We start from the raw sequence: 16,517 nt of genomic DNA on the forward strand, positions 1-16,517 counted from the left end.
CGTTCCGACGGCCGTGCGCTACTCCTCCCGGCGCCGTTCGGTCCGTACCGGAGCGGGCGTCGGCGCGACCGCGATCGCCGTCGCGCCCCGCGGCGGCACCGTCATCCGCAGCGCCTGCTCCCTGGAGTACGAACGCAGATAGCCCACCACGGTGTTGGTGACGGCCACCAGCGGCACCGCCACGACCGCACCGCCGACACCGGCGGTCAGGCTGCCCGCGGCGACGGACAGGATCACCGCGAGCGGATGGACCCGCACCGCCCGGCCGAGGATGAACGGCTGGAGGACATGGCTCTCGATCTGGTTCACGGCCAGCACCACCGCCAGCACCAGCAGGGCGACGCCGCCGCCCTGGGTGACCAGGGCGACCACGCACGCCAGCGCGCCCGAGACCACCGCGCCGATCAGCGGGATGAAGGCGAAGAGGAAGATGAAGACGGCGAGCGGCACGGCGAGCGGCACGTCGAGGAAGTAGAGGCCGACGCCGATGAAGAACGCGTCGATCAGCGCCACCAGGACCGTGCCGCGGATGTAGGCGGTGAGCGTCCGCCAGGCCCGCGGGCCGGCGCCCGCCACGCCCTCGCGGGCCGCGCCCGGGACCAGCTTGAGCAGCCAGTTCCAGATGCGCGGGCCGTCGTAGAGCAGGAAGAGCGTGGTGAACATCGCCAGCAGGATGCCGGTGAACACTTCGAGGACGACGGTGACGCCCTCCAGCCCGGCCGACGTTATGGCCTCGGTGTTGGCGCCGACCGCGTCCTGGAGGTTCTTGGCGATGTGGTTGATCTGACTCTCGGTCACATGGAACGGGCCGCTCAGCAGCCAGCCCTTGAGCTCGGTGATGCCCTCCTGGATGCGGCTGGAGACCGAGTCGATGTTGTCCTGGACCTGCCAGACCACGAACCAGCCGACCAGCCCCATGACGACGAAGCCGCTGATGAAGGTCAGCGCGGTCGCCAGCCCGCGCGGCACGTTGCGCCGGCGCAGCCAGGCGACGGTCGGCTGGAGCAGCGCGGTGATCAGCAGCGCCGCGACGAACGCCAGCACCACCAGTTGGATGGTGGTGATCACCTTCGCCAGCACCCACAGCGTCCCGGCCAGCACCAGCAGCCGCCAGCCGGCCTCGGCGGCGACCCGGACTCCCCACGGCACCGCCGCCACCGGGTCCGGGGGCGCGGCCACGGCCGGGGCGTACGAGGGCGGCGCGGGGACCGACTCCGGCTGCCGGGGCGCGGCGCTCTCCACCGGCTCCGCATCCTCCGCCGTCTCCACGGTCTCCGCCGTCCCGGGCCGCGGTACGCCGTCGGATCCGTCGGGCAGCCGCGTCCGGGTCGCGGTGAGCGTGCCGGCCCGCCGGCCGTCCGCCGGTTCGCCCTCCACCGGCACCCTTACGCGGTACCCGTCCAGGCCGCCCGCCGGCCCGGTGGGCCGCAGGTCGTCCGGCACGTCGGCCCCCGCGGCCTCGGCGCGGCGGCGCTGCTCCTCCAACCGCTGCGAGAGCCGCGTCAGACCGGCGCCTAGGCCACCGACCCACTGAGGCAATCTGGACATGTCGCTTCCTCTTCCCCGCCCTTGCGGCACAACTGACGTCACGACGTTACCTGTGCCGGATGCACGAAACCCCCGAACGCGTCGCGTTCGGGGGTTTCGGAGCGCTGTGAAGCTGCCAGGCGGCCTAGTACCAGCTGTTCGCCTGCCAGAACGACCAGGCGCCGCAGGGGCTGCCGTAGCGGTCGTTCATGTAGCTGAGGCCCCACTTGATCTGGGTGGCCGGGTTGGTCTGCCAGTCGGAGCCCGCGGAGGACATCTTCGAGCCCGGCAGCGCCTGCACGAGGCCGTAGGCACCGGAGCCGGCGTTGGTGGCGCGGTAGTTCCAGCCGGACTCGTGGTCCACGATGTGGCTGAAGCACTGGAACTGGTCGGAGGCCATCATCTGGCGCGCCATCGCCTGTGTCTCGGCGATGCTGTAGGACGCCTTGGTCAGGAAGTCGCTGGCGTCGCGCACCGCGGAGCGGGACGCGGCCTGCTCCTTCGCACGCTGCTCGGCGTCCTTCTTGGCCTTCGCCTGGTCCGCGGCGTCCTTCTTGCTCTGCGCGGTTTCCGCGGCTGCCTTACGGGCCGACTCCTGCGCGGACTTCAGCGCAGCCGCGTCCGCCTGGGTGGAGGCGGTGTCCGCCTGCTGCGTCAGCGAAGCCGTCTGCACCTGGGCCTGCTGGCCTGCGGGGATGTCGGCGATCGTCGCGTCGGCGGCGGTGGCCTCGGTGTTGGCGACCGACGCCTGGCTGCCCGATGCGACGCCGACGACGGCGCCGACGGTGGTGACCGCGGTGGCGGAGGCCACGGCGAATCCCCGGACCGAGATCCGGCTCACACGTTTTCCTTCCAGCATCGCCCGCTTAGGTGACCTCGCGGACGCAATCGTGCCCCTGGCGCTGGCCTCCCCTTGTTCCGGCCCCTGTTGAGCGGGGGAGCCGGCTGGCCACGGGAGGCGCTGGCCCGGTACGTCCCCCTGGGGGGTCCGCGTGGTGCTCGGGCGGCATACGGCAACTCGCTATGAAGTTCGGGTCGTCCACTACACCCCGGAGGGTGCTGTTGGGCCGTATGCGGGGCCTGACAGGACCCAGACTCTGCCCGAACGGGCTACCGGGAATCAATTCTCTGCCGGGTGTGAAAGCTCACACCTCGTTTACCGCCCGGGATTTCCGGATATCCAAGCGCAGACGAACGCCGCCCGGCTAAGCTCCTTCGCTTCGCCGGGCGGCGCCGTGTTCACAACCGGTCAGATCCTGCCGTCCTCCAGCATTTCGGTCACCAGCGCCGCGATCGGCGACCGCTCGGAGCGGTTGAGCGTGACGTGGGCGAACAGCGGATGGCCCTTCAGCTTCTCGACGACGGCGACCACCCCGTCGTACCGCCCGACCCGGAGGTTGTCGCGCTGGGCGACGTCATGGGTCAGTACGACACGGGAGTTGGCGCCGATACGGGACAGAACCGTCAAAAGGACGTTCCGTTCGAGCGACTGGGCCTCGTCCACGATGACGAACGCGTCGTGCAGCGACCGCCCGCGGATATGGGTCAGCGGCAGAACCTCCAACATGCCGCGCCCGACGACCTCTTCGATGACGTCCTTGGTGGTCACCGCGGACAGCGTGTCGAAGACGGCCTGAGCCCAGGGGCTCATCTTCTCCGCCTCGCTGCCCGGAAGGTATCCCAGCTCCTGTCCGCCGACCGCGTACAGCGGACGGAACACCATCACCTTGCTGTGCTGCCGGCGCTCCAGCACCGCCTCCAGCCCGGCGCACAGCGCCAGCGCCGATTTTCCGGTGCCGGCCCGCCCGCCCATCGACACGATGCCGACCTCCGGATCCAGCAGCAGATCCAGCGCGATCCGCTGCTCGGCGCTGCGGCCGTGGATCCCGAACGCCTCCCGGTCGCCGCGCACCAGCCGGACCGCGCCCTCCGGCGTGACCCGGCCCAGCGCCTTGCCGCGCTCGGACTGGAGCACCAGTCCCGTATGTACCGGAAGTTCGGATGCGCCCGGTAGGTGCGCGGTCTCGGCGGCGAAGAGGTCGTCCACCTGCTCGGCGGAGACGGCCAGTTCCGCCATGCCCGTCCAGCCGGAGTCGGTGATCGCCAGCTCGGCGCGGTACTCCTCGGCCAGCAGCCCCACCGAGGACGCCTTGATGCGCATCGGCAGGTCCTTGGAGACGACCGTGACGTCGAACCCCTCGGCCTGGAGGTTGCGGGCGACCGCGAGGATCCGCGAGTCGTTGTCGCCCAGCCGGCTGTGGCCGTTCAGGAAGGCCGCGGGCAGCAGTCCCGGGTCGGAGTGGTTCAGTTCGACCCGGAGCGTCCCGCCGAGTTCCCCGATGGGGATGGGGGCGTCGAGCCGCCCGTACTGCACCCGGTACTCGTCCAGCCTGCGCAGCGCCTGCCGCGCGAAGTAGCCGAGCTCGGGGTGGTGCCGTTTGGCCTCCAGCTCGGTGACCACGACGACCGGCAGCACCACCTCGTGTTCGTCGAAGCGGGACATGGCGGCCGGATCCGCCAACAGGACGCTGGTGTCGAGGACATAGGTGCGCCGGTCGTTCTCACGGCGCTTCTTGCTGTTCACCACGGGTGGACGAACCCCCTCGGATGAGGTTGGGGTGCGACGACGTCGCCGGGGACAGGACCGGGTTCTGGCCGCGCTGCGCGGGCCGAACGCCGGCTCCTCGCGTCGTCCGTGCGGTACGCACGATCCTCCGTGATGCGCAAAGGGCCTCCCGGGCGGACGGCCCCATGCCGTCCGCTGAGATGCGGCGCCCGATGGCTTGTTTCCGGACGCCGACCTGCAAGGGATATTCCCTCGAACCCCCGCGCCCATGCCACGGCATATGACGCACGCTCGATGAACCTTTGGTTACAGGTGACGGCTGACCGGCGGGAACGCGGGCGAAGCCGCGCCGAGCGGCCCGGCCGCGGGTCCTCGCCACCCCGGGGAGAAGCCGCCCGAGTGGGCGTCAGAACGCGTCCGGAAGTCCGTCCTGGGGCCTGTCCGACGGGGCGGGGGGACAGGCCCCAGGGTGTGTCCGAGGGTCAGGGTCGGAAAGGCCCTAGTTGCCGTAGCGCCGGTGCCGGGCGGCGTAGTCGCGCAGTGCGCGCAGGAAGTCGACCTTCCGGAACGCCGGCCAGAAGACCTCGCAGAAGTAGTACTCCGAGTGGGCGCTCTGCCAGAGCATGAAGCCCGACAGCCGCTGCTCGCCGCTGGTCCGGATCACCAGGTCCGGGTCCGGCTGGCCGCGGGTGTAGAGGTGCTCGGAGATCAGGTCGATGTCGACGATCTCGGCCAGCTCCTCGAAGGACGTCCCGCGCTCGGCGTGCTCCAGCAGCAGCGACCGCACCGCGTCCGCGATCTCCTGCCGGCCGCCGTAGCCGACCGCGACGTTCACCAGGACGCCCTTGTTGCCGAGCGTGGTCTGCTCGGACTCCTTGAGCACCCGCTGGGTGGCGTCCGGCAGCAGATCGCGGTTGCCGACGTGGTGCACCCGCCAGCGGCCGTCGGCCGCCAGGTCGCGCACCGTGTTCTCGATGATCCCCAGCAGCGGGGTCAGCTCGTCCTCGGGCCGGTCGAGGTTGTCGGTGGACAGCAGCCAGAGCGTGACGACCTCGACGTCGGTCTCGGCGCACCAGCCGAGCAGCTCCTCGATCTTGGCCGCGCCGGCCTGGTGGCCCTGCTCGGTGGTCCGCCCGTCGGCGCGCGCCCAGCGCCGGTTGCCGTCCAGGATGACGCCGATGTGCTTGGGCACCTGGCTGTGGTCGAGGCGTCCCTCCACCCGGCGGGCGTACAGCCGGTAGACGAGATCGCGCAGTGCAGGCGGATATGGGATGCGCATCCCGGAAGATCGCAGCATGTGTGGTCCAGCCCCTCCGTGCCGATCGCCCCCGTCGCCTAAGGGGCCAACTTTACTTCTCGGCTGTCTCAACAGCCCAATCAGGTAGGTCACAAGTCCGTGATAGGGAGATGAGCATGACCACTGGCACCGACTGCCGCGCCGCGGGTTCACGCTATGCCTCCATGGAGTACCGGCGTACCGGCCGCAGCGGCCTGAAACTTCCCGCTATCTCCCTCGGACTCTGGCACAACTTCGGGGACGACCGCACCCTGAGCTCCCAGCGGGCCATCCTGCGCCGCGCCTTCGACCTGGGAGTCACCCACTTCGATCTGGCCAACAACTACGGTCCACCGCCCGGGTCCGCCGAGCTGAACTTCGGCAAGATCTTCGCCCAGGACTTCCGCGGCTACCGCGACGAGATCATTCTCTCGACAAAGGCCGGATATCTGATGCACCCCGGCCCTTACGGCGAATGGGGCTCACGGAAATATCTCCTCTCTTCGCTGGATACCTCGCTGAAGCGGATGGGTGTCGATTACGTCGATATCTTCTACTCGCACCGCTTCGATCCGGACACCCCGCTGGAGGAGACGATGGGCGCGCTGGCGTCCGCCGTCCAGCAGGGCAAGGCGCTCTACGTCGGCGTCTCGTCGTACAACGCCGAGCAGACCCGCGAGGCGGCCCGGCTGCTGCGCGGCATGGGCGTGCGCCCGCTGATCCACCAGCCCTCGTACTCGATGATCAACCGCTGGATCGAGGACGACGGGCTGCTGGACACGCTGGCCGACGAGGGCATGGGCTGCATCTCCTTCGCCCCGCTGGCACAGGGGATGCTCACCGACAAGTACCTGAACGGCATCCCCGAGGGTTCGCGCGCCTCCCAGGGCAAGTCCCTGGACCCCAACCTGCTCTCCGAGGAGGTGGTCCGCCGGCTGCGCGGCCTCGACGAGATCGCCCGGCGCCGCGGCCAGTCCCTGGCGCAGCTCGCGCTGAACTGGGTGCTGCGCGACGAGCGGATGACCTCGGCGCTGATCGGCGCCAGCAGCGTCGCCCAGTTGGAGGCCAATGTGGCGGCCCTCGACGGACCCAAGATCACGGATGACGAGCTCGCCGAGATCGACGCGTTCGCGCGCACCACCGAGGGCGTCAACATCTGGGCCCGCCGGAGCTGAGGCCCCGAGCCGAGCGGATGCCCGCCGGGCCGGTGGGCGCAGGTTTTCAGCCAGTTTCGGCCAGGTTCCGGAGGCGGCCCGGGGTGGGCAAAAAAGCGGGCCGGTCCGTGGGGGGGATACGGACCGGCCCGAGGGGGGGTTTCCACCATAACCCCACGAGAGGGGTGCTTCGTGCATCGTGGGGGCTCTCGGCGTGGCTCGGGACGGCGGCGGGAGGGGGCCGCGCCGGCTCAGCGAGCCGCCGCGGCGCCCAGAAGGAGGCCGCAGAAAGCGCCGGTGATCATGAAGGGGCCGAAGGGCATGGTCGTGTTCCGGCCGGAGCGGCGGGTGAGCAGCAGTCCCGCGCCGTAGAGGGCGCCCAGCAGGATCCCCGCCGCGCCCCCGGTGATCAGCGTGCGCCAGCCGTACCACCCAAGGGCGACCCCCAGCCCGATCGCGAGCTTGACGTCGCCCAGGCCGATGCCGGACGGGTTGGCGAGATGGAGGACGAGGTAGCCGGTGGCGAGCGCGGCGCCCGCGAGCAGCGCGCGGAGCCAGGGGCCGGGCGCGCCGGCGTACCAGGCGGCGAGGCCGAGGGCCAGGGCGAGGAGCGCGGCCAGGGGGAGGGTCAGTACGTCCGGGAGGCGGCGCACCCGCCAGTCGACGATCGCCAGCAGTACGGCCACCGGTGCCGTCAGCAGCCAGGCGGCGAGCTCCGGGCGGGCGCCCGCGACCGCCGCCAGGGCCGCGCAGACCAGCGCACCGGCCGCCGCCGTCGGCAGCGCGCCGGGCCCGTACGGCGCCCGGCAGGCCGGGCAGCGGCCGGGGCCCAGCCAGCCCCGCAGCGCTCCGGTGATCGGATGGCCCGCGGGGCAGCCCGCGCGCCAGTCGTCCTCCGGTTCCACGGACATCCGGTGCGCGGGCCGCGGCAGGAGCAGCCCGGCGGCGGCCCCGTAGGCGGCGGCGAGAATCATCAGCGTGAGGGACACCGGTCGACCCTAGAGCGCGCGGGTTGATAGAACGGCGGCATGGTGCGCAGGGAAGACGGCCGGGGTGTCCTGTACGGGGCGGACGTCGCGGTTCCGGTGGAGGTCGCGGCCTCGTACCGGGCCCGTACGCGGGGGCTGTTGGGCCGGGACGGGGTCGCCGGGGCGCTGCTGCTGACGCCGGCGAGCGGGGTGCACACCTTCGGGATGCGGTTCGCGATCGATGTCGCCTATCTGGGGCGGGATTTCACGGTGCTCGGTGTACGGACCATGCGGCCGGGGCGGTTGGGGCGCCCGCGGTTGCGGGCGCGGCACGTACTGGAGGCGGAGGCGGGGGCGATGGCGCGGTGGGGGGTGCGCCGGGGCGTGCGGTTGCGGCCGGCCGTGGACGGCGGGTGAACTCCCCTGGGGCGCCCGCCTGCTGGGCCCTCCCCCCTGGGAAGGGCCCAGCAGGCGGGCGAGGTCGGCAGCGGGCGGCGTGCCTCGTCACGAGCCGGTGCCGCGCGGGAAGCTGACCTCGACGCGGCGGTTCTTCCTGCGGCCTTCCTCGGTGCCGTTGTCGGCGATCGGGTACTGCTCGCCGTAGCCGCGGATCTGGAAGGTGACCGACGAGCCCAGGTCGTCGGCCAGTTCGCGCTGGACGGCATTGGCCCGCTGCTTGGAGAGGACCAGGCCGTGGGCGGCGGAGCCGAGGTTGTCGGTGAAGCCGAACACCCGCAGGTTGGTGGCGTGCTGCTTCTTGGCCTCGTCGGCGATGGCGCCGATCCGGGACAGCGCGTCCGGCGACAGCTCGGCGCTGTCCTTGCCGAACAGGACCTCGGCCTGGAGCGCGAAGGTCACGTTGTCGTTGGTGTCCTGGCGGCGCTCGGAGCCGTCGTCGGTCTCGACGACGGACTTGATGTTGAGGACCTTGGGCGGGGCGAGCTTGGCGCCCTGGACCATCCGCAGGTTGGGGTTGGTGGGGTCGATGCGTACGGGCGCGTCGGTGCCCTCGGTGATGCCGGGCGGGTCGGCGTGCGCGGCCGGGGCGGTGAGCGCGACGGTCAGCAGGAGCGCGGCGGTGGCCGTGAGGGCCGTACGGGAGGCGGTCATCGGCGGCGGCTCAATCCGTGATCTGGACGGTGGCCGGGGGCATCGTCGGCAGCTGGAAGTCGACCTCGGTGACCTTGGCGGGCGGCGCCGGGAACTGCGCGAAGACGGGCCGGCTGGCGCCCGGCATGAGGCCGCTGAGGCCAGTCGTGCAGAGGCATTCGCCGGTGGTGTCGCGCAGGACCAGATAGCGCTTCTTGCCGGCCTTGTCGACGAGGGTGGCACCGGAGATGGACGAACGGGACTTCAGCTCGGTCTCGTTGGAGCGCCAGCCGATGGCGTTGAAGGGGCGGGTGCCGTGGTTGGTGACGGTCCCGTTGACGGTGACGAAGCCGCCGGAGTCGCGGATGGCGGAGTGCAGGGTGACCACTATGCCGTCCGCGCCCTTCATCTCGCCGATGACCTTGGCCGAGTCGGCCGCGGGGCTGCCGGCGGCGTCGTCCTTCGAGGCGGAGGCGTGGGCCGCCGGCTTCTTGCCGTCCGGCGCCTGCCCACCACCGTCGTCGCCACCACCGCAGCCGGCCGCGACGAGAGCCAGGCCGACCGCGCTTGCCAGGGCGACCGCTCCCCTGGCGGCCTTGCTCGTGAGCCGAATGCTCATGGATGGGTTCCTTTGATCGTGAGGTCGGGGGTGTCCGTGGGGCGCTCGGGCGGCTCACTGCGCCAGACGTACGGAGAACAGGTCGGCGGCAGCGGGGAGAGCGCGGAGGTGTGCGGGGTCGAGCGTCCAGCCCTTGCCGTCGCAGGTCAGGGTGATCGGGGCGGACCCGGTGCCCTTGCCGTCGCCGGTGGGTGTGGGGGTGGGCGTGGGAGCCGGCAGGGTGCCGGGCGGAGGCGTGGGCGCGCCGAGGGTGCAGCGGGGCTCGACGATCGCCTTCGCGCGGGCCGCGGCGTGTTCGTCCTCGGTGCCCGGAATGACCGAACGGCCCACTGTGTTACGGGTCTTGACGGTGACCGCGAAGGAGGTGGGCCAGGAGTCCGGGGTGCACGACGAGACCGCGGCGTCGTTGCGTCCGGCGTACCAGTCCGCGCTGCGGCAGGCCGCCGCGGAGGGTGCGCCGCGGCCGTTGAGGAGGTCCTGCCAGGCGGTGGGGTCGCCGGTGCTGTTGCGCAGCGCGTCGAGGAAGCTCGTGCCGAGCTCCTCGCGGTATTTCTGGCCGGCGGCGAGCGCGGCGGCGTCGGCGGCGGTCTGGGCGCCGTTGCGGGTGGCCGCCGCCTGGCCGACGGCGAAGAAGGCGAGCGCGAGGAAGAGCAGGCCCCCGATCGCGACGATGTAGATCGGCAGGGTCTGCCCCGCGTCGCGCCGGCGGCGGCGCGTGAGGGTGCCCGGCACGGGAGTGGCGGCGGCTGCGCCTAGATTCCGACGACGTCGGAGATCTTGTTGGCGATGGCGTTCGCGATCTGGCTGCCGAAGTCCGTGGTCGACAGGACCAGGACGATCGCCACGACCACCGCGATGATGCCGAGGTACTCGATCGAGGTCTGTCCCCGGTCGTCGTTCCCCACGATCCGCTTCGCCATCGTCTTCCCCTCCATGGGCCGCCGTCCCGATCTGGTCCGGCTGGTCTGCCCCCGTGGCCCCGGCGCGGTCGTCCGCGCGCGCGACACGAGAAAAGTACGCCGGAACAGCGTTCCCGGAACAGGGATTCCGAACCTCATCCTCGTTCGAAACCACGAGCGGCGGGTACACCGGTGCGTTTCGGCCACTGCGCGGCACCTCAGCCACCCCCGTTCCCCCTCCGGAACCACCTGACACGTCTCTCACTGCCCCGGCGTCCACACCCATGCGGTCCGGCCGGCCCCTCCGCACCCCTGTACGAGCGGTCCCGCCCGGCGCCTCCACTGTGGCACAACTCGTTGCGCTTGCGAAGGCGTTGACGAGAAGCGGGCTCCGTGACCGTCCTCATCCGGCCGCGTACGGGACCGCGCCGGCGAGCGCGGAGGCCAGTCCCCCGCAGTCGTCGCCCCCGGACGGGTCGGGGGCGTAGAGCGCCCAGACCCCGAACGCCTCCAGGAACAGCGGCAGTACGCCCAGGATCACGAAAGCCAGCGCGAGCGCGGAGGCCCGGGTCCCCTGGGGCCGCCAGCCTCTGCGGACCGCGCCGCGGAACAGTGCGGCATAGCCCGCCGGCGCCGCGAGGCCGCAGGCCAGACCGGCCCAGGCGGCGATGTGCATCCGCAAGGACGGGCCGAAGTAGTGGCAGTCGTGGAACGTGTCGTGGTCGAAGACGGCGGCCTGGAGGACGACGCAGGCGGCACCGAGCAGGACCAGGCCGGGCACGCCGAAGCCGGTCCAGCGGCGCCAGGCGGCGGAGGGGGACGTGGCGGAGGAATCGGTGGGGGACGCGGCGGGGGACGCGGTGGGGTGCATGGCTCAGCGTCCCATCAGGGAGCCGAAGTTGGTGCCGGAACCGAGGAAGAAGCCGGCGATGAGCAGGATCATCGTGGCCGGGACCATGAACGTGGTGACGACCATGGTCGCCTTGGGGACCGCGCGGGCGGCCCGCCGGCGGGCGTTCTGTGCGTCGGTACGGCGCATGTCGTCGGCGATCTGGATCAGCGTCTCGACGATCGGCGAGCCCAGTTCCTCGCCCTGCTGGAGGGCGGTGACGAACTGCGCGACCTGTTCGGAGTCGTTGCGTTTGCGCAGCTCCTCGAACGCGGCGCGGCGGCTGACGCCCATGTCCATCTGGCGCAGGGTGATGCGGAGTTCATCGGCCCAGGGGCCCTCGTATTTCTCGGCGACCCGGTCGAGCGCCTGCCGGAAGCCCAGCCCCGCGCTCACCACGACGGCCAGCACGTCCAGAAAGTCCGGAAGCGTGCGTTCGATGGTGTCCTTGCGTTGCCGAATCGCCGCCCAGATGCCGACCTCGGTCCAGAACAGGCCGAACAGGACCATCAGCGCGCCCAGCAGCGGCTGGCCGCGCAGGAACATCACCAGCGCCCCGAAGAAGCCCAGCGCCCCGTAGACGGCCCGGCGGGCGGCGTAGCGGTCGACGGTCAGCCCGCCGGGGTTGCCGGCGAGGTCGATCCGCCGGCGCACCCTGGCGACCCGCTTGTCGCCCATCAGCCGCAGGACCAGCGGGGCGTAGCGCATCCCCGTGCGGTCCACGGCCGAACCGACGGCCGTCGTACGGGTCGAGCCGACCTCCAGGGACAGCGCGAGGTCGGGCGGGAGCCGGGCCTCGCGGCGGTAGAGCGCGACACCGCAGCAGATGCCGGCGACCGAGAGGGCGAGGGCGAGGGCCAGCAGTGTTCCGAGTGTCATGGCGATACCGGCTTCTCCACCTGGGCGTCGGGGGACGGGACTTCGGGCGGGCGCTACACGTCGATCTTGGAGAGGCGGCGGATGAAGAAGAAGCCGAGCCCGTAGAGGGCGAAGGCCACCACGACCGCGAGCTGGCCGAGGAAGGACGAGGTCATCCGGTCGATGGCGCCCGGGGCGATGCGGTTCATCAGCAGCAGCGTGCCGATGCCGAGCAGCGGGACGACGTACGCGGTGACCACGACCTGGGAGAGCTGGGTGCGGACCTCGCGGCGGGTCTCCTTGCGCTCCTCCAGGGTCTTGGTGAGGTTGCGCAGCGAACCGACGACGGTGCCGCCGGCGCGGTTGGCCAGCACCAACGTGGTGACCAGGACGACCAGTTCGCGGGAGGGCAGCCGTTCGGCCAGCTCGCCCAGGGCCTCGTCGACGGAGTGGCCGACGGCGAGCTTGTCGGCGACCTTGGCCAGCTCCTCGCCGGCCGGGGCCTCCAGCTCCTCGGCGGCCATCCCCAGGGCCGTGCGCAGCGCCAGGCCGGCCTGGGTGGCGTTGGCGAGGATCCGGGAGAGCTCGGGGAGCTGGTTGATGAACTTCTCGATCCGCTTCTGCCGCTGCCAGTTGAGGAAGGCGAACGCGGCCCAGACCGCGACCAGCGCGGCGATCGGGCCGAAGAAGGGGGCGAGGACGGCCTGGGCGACCACCCACAGGACGAGCACCGCGGTGACCATGTAGACGAAGAACTCGCCGGGGGTGAGGTCCAGTCCGGTGGCGGTCAGCCGCAGTTCGAGGCGGCGGCCGAAGCGGGTGGTGCGCAGGGTGCGGTCGACGGACGGGAAGCGGCGGCGCCGGCCGGTCACCGGCAGCCGGTGCTCGTCCGCGAGCCGGTCGACGATGGCCTGCCGCTGGGCGCGCCCGGACGCGTACGTCCGCACGCCGGCGATGGCGAGCGCACCGCACAGCACGGTGGCCCCGATGGCGAGCAGGGCGAGGGGGTTCCCGCCGGTCATGAGGTGGCCTTCCGGGTGGCGAGTTGGTCGTCGGTGGCCGCCACGCCGAAGGCCGGCGGGGTGGGCTCGCCGGCCATGAAGAGGCGTTCGGCGACCCGGCGGGGCAGCGGGAAGTAACGGAAGGCGCCGTGCACCACGCGGTCGGCGCCCATCGGTGCGGCCTCGAAGCGGCCGACCGTGACGAGGCGGTAGTCCTCGTGGCCGCGCGAGTCGAGGAGGGCGATCTCGCTGATCCGCCGGGAGCCGTCGGCGTGCCGGGTGAGCTGGACGATGCAGTCGACGGCGCTGTTGATCTGGTCGCGCAGCGCCTCGAAGGGGACGCTGACGTCCGACATGGAGGCGAGCGTCTGGAGCCGCATCAGGGCGTCCTCGGCGCTGTTGGCGTGGACGGTGGCGAGCGAGCCGTCGTGGCCGGTGGACATCGCCTGGAGCATGTCGAGGGTCTCCCCGCCGCGGACCTCGCCGACGATGATGCGGTCGGGGCGCATGCGCAGGGAGTTGCGGACCAGGTCGCGGATGGTGATCCGGCCCTTGCCCTCGACGTTGGGCGGGCGGGATTCGAGCCGGATGACGTGGCTCTGCTGGAGCTGGAGTTCGGCGGCGTCCTCGACGGTGATGATCCGCTCGCCGTCCGGGATCAGCCCCGAGAGGGCGTTGAGGAGGGTGGTCTTGCCGGCGCCGGTGGCCCCGGAGACCACCACGTTGAACTTGGCGCGCACCAGCCCCGCCAGCAGCATCAGCATCTGCTCGTCGAGCGTGCCGATGCCGATGAGCTCGGCGAGGGTGTAGGCGCGCGGGAAGCGGCGGATGGTGAGGGTGGCGCCGTTGAGGGCCAGCGGCGGAATGATGACGTTGACGCGCTCGCCGGACGGCAGCCGGGCGTCGACCATCGGATGGGACTCGTCCACCCGGCGGTTGACGGTGGACACGATCCGCTCGATGGTCTGCATCAGCTGCTCGTGCGAGGCGAAGCGGACCGGGACCAGCTCGACCCGGCCGGACCGCTCCACGTACACCTGGTCCGGGCCGTTGACCATGATCTCGGTGACCGAGGCGTCTTCGAGGAGCGGTTCGAGCACGCCGAGGCCCAGCGCCTCGTCGACGACCCGGCGGATGAGCTGGGCGCGCTCGGCGGTGGACAGGACCGGGCCCTCGCGGCTGATGATGTGCCCCAGGACGCGCTCCAGCCGCGAGCGGCGTTCCACGGCGGCCAGCGAGGACATCTCGGCAAGGTCGATCTCCTCCAGCAGCTTGGCGCGGTAGACGGCGACCAGATGGCCGTCCTGGCGCGCCTCACCGGCCGGTTCGGGTGCGACGATCCTGGCTTTGAGGCTCATCGCGTGGGCGCTCCTGTCGTTGTGCGTGGTGGTTGCGCCGACGCTCCGGATGCTCCTTCGGGGCGGGGCATGGTGGCGGTGCGGCGGGCGGAGCCGAAGTCGGTGCCGGGGATGATCGAGGGGATCTGCACGGTCGCCGTCGCCTGGACCGTGTCGCCCGAGCCGCCGACGGTGATCGAGGCGCGGTCGGCGACCCAACCGGTCAGCGCGGCCCGGCCGGCGTCCTGCGGATCGGCCTCCCGGTCGGCCCGGTCCATCGAGGCGGTGCGGGCGGCGGCGCGGGCCGCGGTGCCGGCCTGCTGGACGGCGTAGGCGGCGAGGCCCAGTTGGATGACGGCGAGGGCCAGTACGAGCAGGATGGGCAGCACCCCGAGGAACTCGATGGAGGCGGAGCCCCGGTCGCGCCCCCGGGAGCGGGCGCGGCGGCGGGCCGGGGGGCCCAACAGCCGGGCGGGGATACGGGAGTTGCGGGCCATCACCCTCGCGCCTCCTTGGCCGCGCCGGCCGTGCCGGTGACCGTCCACGGGAACCGCCCGGCGCCCGGGAAGAGCACCGGGACCCTGATACGGACCGTCGCCTTCCACAGGCCCGCCCCGGTCCGGCAGTCCGTCTGGGCACCGTCGTGCCAGGCGCGCGGCAGCTCGTGCTCGGCGGCGGTGCGGCAGGCGCCGGCGCCGCCGCCCTGGATGGCGGTGGCGGCCCGCGCGCCGCGGTCGGCGGCGTCGGCGGCGAGCGAGTAGGTGTAGCCGACCAGCGCGAACTGCCAGAGCAGCACCAGCACCAGGAGGATCAGCGGGAGGACCCCGAGGAACTCCACCGAGACCTGGCCGCGGTCGCTGCCGCCCACCGGACGCCGCACCGGTCAGCCCTCCTCGTACGGGCCGGACGGGTCGAACGGGCCCGCGCCGCCGGACGGGGACGGGGCGCCCCGCCGGACGCCGAACCGCCCGGCGCCCGCCGCTGCCGTGTCCGGGCCCGGCCCGGGGCCGGACCCCTGCGCCGCACCCGTCGTTATGGCCTTGCGCCTGCGCCCGGTCAGCGTCGGGCGCGTGCGGTGGCCGCCTCTCCCCTGGCGGGCGGCCGGCGCGTCGACCAGACCCAGTTCGCCGGCGAGCGTCCACAGCGCCTGCTTGACCGTCGAGCGGCCGTCGAGGTCCTGCATCCGGCCGGCGTCGACGCAGGGCTGGAGTTCCTTGAAGGCGGCCGGGACCGTGGTCCTGGCGACCTGGGTGCCGGTGGCCTTGGCGACCAGCGGCGGCTGGATCTCGGTGTTGCGGCTGAGGCGGTTGAGAACCGTGACGGTGTCCTCGGCCTTGCGGATCTGGAGCCGGTCCCACAGCCGCACCTGCCGCTTGGCGGCCCGTACGCAGACCACGTCCGGCGTCGTCACCAGCAGGGCCAGGTCGGCGAGTTCGACGGCCGCGGCGTTGGCGGACTGCATCTGGGAGCCGCAGTCGACGATCACCACTTCGTAGCGGGAGCGCAGCGCGGTGACGATCTGGCGGGCCGCCCGGTCGTCGACCTCCTCGCCGCGCTCGCCCTCCTCGGGGGCCAGCAGCAGCCCGAGACCGGTGTGGTGGTCGTGGACCGCGTCCTGGAGCACCCGTACGGAGATGTCCTGGATCCCGGCCAGGTCGACGACCGAGCGGCGGAACTGGACGTCCAGATAGGAGGCGACGTCCCCGGACTGGAGGTCCAGGTCGACCAGGGCGACGCTGCGGCCCGCGGCCCGCGCGGCGAGCGCCAGCTGGACGGCGGCGACGGTGGTGCCGACCCCGCCCTTGGCGCCGGTCACGGTCACCAGCGTGCCGGCCGGCCCCGGGACGGCGTCCGGGCCGCCCCCCAGGTGGACGCGGACCCCGGCCGCCCACTGGGCCGCGGCCTGCACCCGGGCGGCCAACTCGTCGTAGCCGAGGGGAAGTCCGACGATGCCGCGGGCGCCCGCGTCCATCGCCGCGGAGAACAGCGCGGGCCCGGCGTCCGTGGTGATCAGCACGACGCCGACGGCGGGGAAGCGGAGCGCCACCTCGCGGATCAGCTCCAGCGCCGGCACCGGGCCGATCCGCTCGTGGACGAGGACGACCTCGGGCAGCGCCTCGACGCCGGACGGCACACCGGCGGGGGGCGGCCCCTGGCCGGCGGGCGGCGCACCGGCCGCCGAACCGGCGGCCCCGGCCAGCGCGTTGAGGAGCGCGGTGGAGTCGGCGACCGCGGGCGCCGGTTCGGCGTCCGGCAGCTGGCCGAGGAGCGCGGAGACAGCTCGCGCGGCGTCCGGGTCGCCGACTGCCGGGAGGATGCGGATGGTCACCTGTG

General features: G+C 72.4%; 18 protein-coding genes. 2 read left to right on the forward strand and 16 right to left on the reverse strand.

Annotated features, from left to right (window positions below):
- Positions 1 to 18 precede the first annotated feature (18 nt).
- The 4 genes from ACO1BR_RS16535 to ACO1BR_RS16550 form a co-directional block, all read right to left on the reverse strand.
- Positions 19 to 1,548: an AI-2E family transporter gene (locus ACO1BR_RS16535; protein WP_426795819.1), complete on the reverse strand. Its 1,530-nt coding sequence runs from the start codon at positions 1,546 to 1,548 to the stop codon at positions 19 to 21.
- Positions 1,549 to 1,672: 124 nt separating this feature from the next.
- Positions 1,673 to 2,368, reverse strand: coding sequence for a transglycosylase SLT domain-containing protein (locus ACO1BR_RS16540; RefSeq protein WP_159508290.1), 696 nt, complete (start codon positions 2,366 to 2,368; stop codon positions 1,673 to 1,675).
- Positions 2,369 to 2,776: 408 nt separating this feature from the next.
- Complete coding sequence (locus tag ACO1BR_RS16545) at positions 2,777 to 4,114, reverse strand: PhoH family protein (RefSeq protein WP_426795820.1); 1,338 nt, start codon at positions 4,112 to 4,114, stop codon at positions 2,777 to 2,779.
- A gap of 478 nt (positions 4,115 to 4,592) precedes the next feature.
- Positions 4,593 to 5,372 carry an isoprenyl transferase gene (locus tag ACO1BR_RS16550; RefSeq protein ID WP_426795870.1) on the reverse strand — a complete coding sequence of 260 codons (780 nt, stop codon included), beginning with the start codon at positions 5,370 to 5,372 and terminating at the stop codon, positions 4,593 to 4,595.
- A gap of 134 nt (positions 5,373 to 5,506) precedes the next feature.
- On the opposite strand from ACO1BR_RS16550, the gene mgrA reads away from it, so the two are divergent.
- A complete protein-coding gene (gene mgrA, locus ACO1BR_RS16555; RefSeq protein WP_426795821.1) occupies positions 5,507 to 6,544 on the forward strand; it encodes an L-glyceraldehyde 3-phosphate reductase in 1,038 nt (345 codons plus the stop codon).
- 230 nt (positions 6,545 to 6,774) lie between these two features.
- Here the strand turns inward: mgrA and ACO1BR_RS16560 are convergent, their stop codons facing one another.
- Complete coding sequence (locus tag ACO1BR_RS16560; RefSeq protein WP_426795822.1) at positions 6,775 to 7,512, reverse strand: prepilin peptidase; 738 nt, start codon at positions 7,510 to 7,512, stop codon at positions 6,775 to 6,777.
- 39 nt (positions 7,513 to 7,551) lie between these two features.
- Here ACO1BR_RS16560 and ACO1BR_RS16565 point away from each other — a divergent pair, with 39 nt between their 5' ends.
- Positions 7,552 to 7,908, forward strand: a complete 357-nt coding sequence (locus ACO1BR_RS16565; protein ID WP_426795823.1) for a DUF192 domain-containing protein — start codon at positions 7,552 to 7,554, stop codon at positions 7,906 to 7,908.
- 87 nt (positions 7,909 to 7,995) lie between these two features.
- Here the strand turns inward: ACO1BR_RS16565 and ACO1BR_RS16570 are convergent, their stop codons facing one another.
- From ACO1BR_RS16570 to ACO1BR_RS16620, 11 genes are all read right to left on the reverse strand, one after another.
- Positions 7,996 to 8,601, reverse strand: a complete 606-nt coding sequence (locus ACO1BR_RS16570) for an OmpA family protein (protein ID WP_426795824.1) — start codon at positions 8,599 to 8,601, stop codon at positions 7,996 to 7,998.
- Positions 8,602 to 8,611: 10 nt separating this feature from the next.
- A complete protein-coding gene (locus tag ACO1BR_RS16575) occupies positions 8,612 to 9,199 on the reverse strand; it encodes a hypothetical protein (RefSeq protein ID WP_426795825.1) in 588 nt (195 codons plus the stop codon).
- Between the two features lie 54 nt (positions 9,200 to 9,253).
- Positions 9,254 to 9,931, reverse strand: a complete 678-nt coding sequence (locus ACO1BR_RS16580; RefSeq protein ID WP_426795826.1) for a pilus assembly protein TadG-related protein — start codon at positions 9,929 to 9,931, stop codon at positions 9,254 to 9,256.
- 20 nt (positions 9,932 to 9,951) lie between these two features.
- Positions 9,952 to 10,119, reverse strand: a complete 168-nt coding sequence (locus ACO1BR_RS16585) for a membrane protein (protein WP_043270593.1) — start codon at positions 10,117 to 10,119, stop codon at positions 9,952 to 9,954.
- Between the two features lie 382 nt (positions 10,120 to 10,501).
- The gene (locus tag ACO1BR_RS16590) at positions 10,502 to 10,969 is read right to left on the reverse strand and encodes a hypothetical protein (protein ID WP_426795827.1); all 468 of its coding nucleotides are present in this window, start codon (positions 10,967 to 10,969) and stop codon (positions 10,502 to 10,504) included.
- Between the two features lie 3 nt (positions 10,970 to 10,972).
- Entirely contained in the window at positions 10,973 to 11,866 is an 894-nt protein-coding gene (locus ACO1BR_RS16595; RefSeq protein ID WP_426795828.1) for a DUF5936 domain-containing protein, read from the reverse strand.
- 53 nt (positions 11,867 to 11,919) lie between these two features.
- Positions 11,920 to 12,867, reverse strand: coding sequence for a type II secretion system F family protein (locus tag ACO1BR_RS16600; RefSeq protein WP_426795829.1), 948 nt, complete (start codon positions 12,865 to 12,867; stop codon positions 11,920 to 11,922).
- The gene (locus tag ACO1BR_RS16605; protein ID WP_426795830.1) at positions 12,864 to 14,204 is read right to left on the reverse strand and encodes a CpaF family protein; all 1,341 of its coding nucleotides are present in this window, start codon (positions 14,202 to 14,204) and stop codon (positions 12,864 to 12,866) included. The genes ACO1BR_RS16600 and ACO1BR_RS16605 overlap by 4 nt, the downstream gene beginning before the upstream one ends.
- Complete coding sequence (locus ACO1BR_RS16610) at positions 14,201 to 14,680, reverse strand: TadE family protein (RefSeq protein ID WP_426795831.1); 480 nt, start codon at positions 14,678 to 14,680, stop codon at positions 14,201 to 14,203. Before ACO1BR_RS16610 ends, ACO1BR_RS16605 begins: the two co-directional genes overlap by 4 nt.
- Entirely contained in the window at positions 14,680 to 15,063 is a 384-nt protein-coding gene (locus ACO1BR_RS16615; protein WP_426795832.1) for a TadE/TadG family type IV pilus assembly protein, read from the reverse strand. The genes ACO1BR_RS16610 and ACO1BR_RS16615 overlap by 1 nt, the downstream gene beginning before the upstream one ends.
- 3 nt (positions 15,064 to 15,066) lie before the next feature.
- Entirely contained in the window at positions 15,067 to 16,512 is a 1,446-nt protein-coding gene (locus tag ACO1BR_RS16620) for an AAA family ATPase (protein ID WP_426795833.1), read from the reverse strand.
- Positions 16,513 to 16,517 lie beyond the last annotated feature (5 nt).

The organism is Streptomyces sp. YGL11-2 (assembly GCF_050054615.1).
Lineage (GTDB): Bacteria > Actinomycetota > Actinomycetes > Streptomycetales > Streptomycetaceae > Streptomyces.

Bases quoted from the DNA above. Each gene is read 5' to 3' on its own strand.
- ACO1BR_RS16535 (WP_426795819.1), bottom strand. From the start codon at position 1,548: ATGTCCAGATTGCCTCAGTGGGTCGGTGGCCTAGGCGCCGGTCTGACG.
- ACO1BR_RS16550 (WP_426795870.1), bottom strand. From the start codon at position 5,372: ATGCGCATCCCATATCCGCCTGCACTGCGCGATCTCGTCTACCGGCTG.
- mgrA (WP_426795821.1), top strand. From the start codon at position 5,507: ATGACCACTGGCACCGACTGCCGCGCCGCGGGTTCACGCTATGCCTCC.
- ACO1BR_RS16565 (WP_426795823.1), top strand. From the start codon at position 7,552: ATGGTGCGCAGGGAAGACGGCCGGGGTGTCCTGTACGGGGCGGACGTC.
- ACO1BR_RS16570 (WP_426795824.1), bottom strand. From the start codon at position 8,601: ATGACCGCCTCCCGTACGGCCCTCACGGCCACCGCCGCGCTCCTGCTG.
- ACO1BR_RS16575 (WP_426795825.1), bottom strand. From the start codon at position 9,199: ATGAGCATTCGGCTCACGAGCAAGGCCGCCAGGGGAGCGGTCGCCCTG.
- ACO1BR_RS16585 (WP_043270593.1), bottom strand. From the start codon at position 10,119: ATGGCGAAGCGGATCGTGGGGAACGACGACCGGGGACAGACCTCGATC.
- ACO1BR_RS16590 (WP_426795827.1), bottom strand. From the start codon at position 10,969: ATGCACCCCACCGCGTCCCCCGCCGCGTCCCCCACCGATTCCTCCGCC.
- ACO1BR_RS16595 (WP_426795828.1), bottom strand. From the start codon at position 11,866: ATGACACTCGGAACACTGCTGGCCCTCGCCCTCGCCCTCTCGGTCGCC.
- ACO1BR_RS16600 (WP_426795829.1), bottom strand. From the start codon at position 12,867: ATGACCGGCGGGAACCCCCTCGCCCTGCTCGCCATCGGGGCCACCGTG.
- ACO1BR_RS16605 (WP_426795830.1), bottom strand. From the start codon at position 14,204: ATGAGCCTCAAAGCCAGGATCGTCGCACCCGAACCGGCCGGTGAGGCG.
- ACO1BR_RS16610 (WP_426795831.1), bottom strand. From the start codon at position 14,680: ATGGCCCGCAACTCCCGTATCCCCGCCCGGCTGTTGGGCCCCCCGGCC.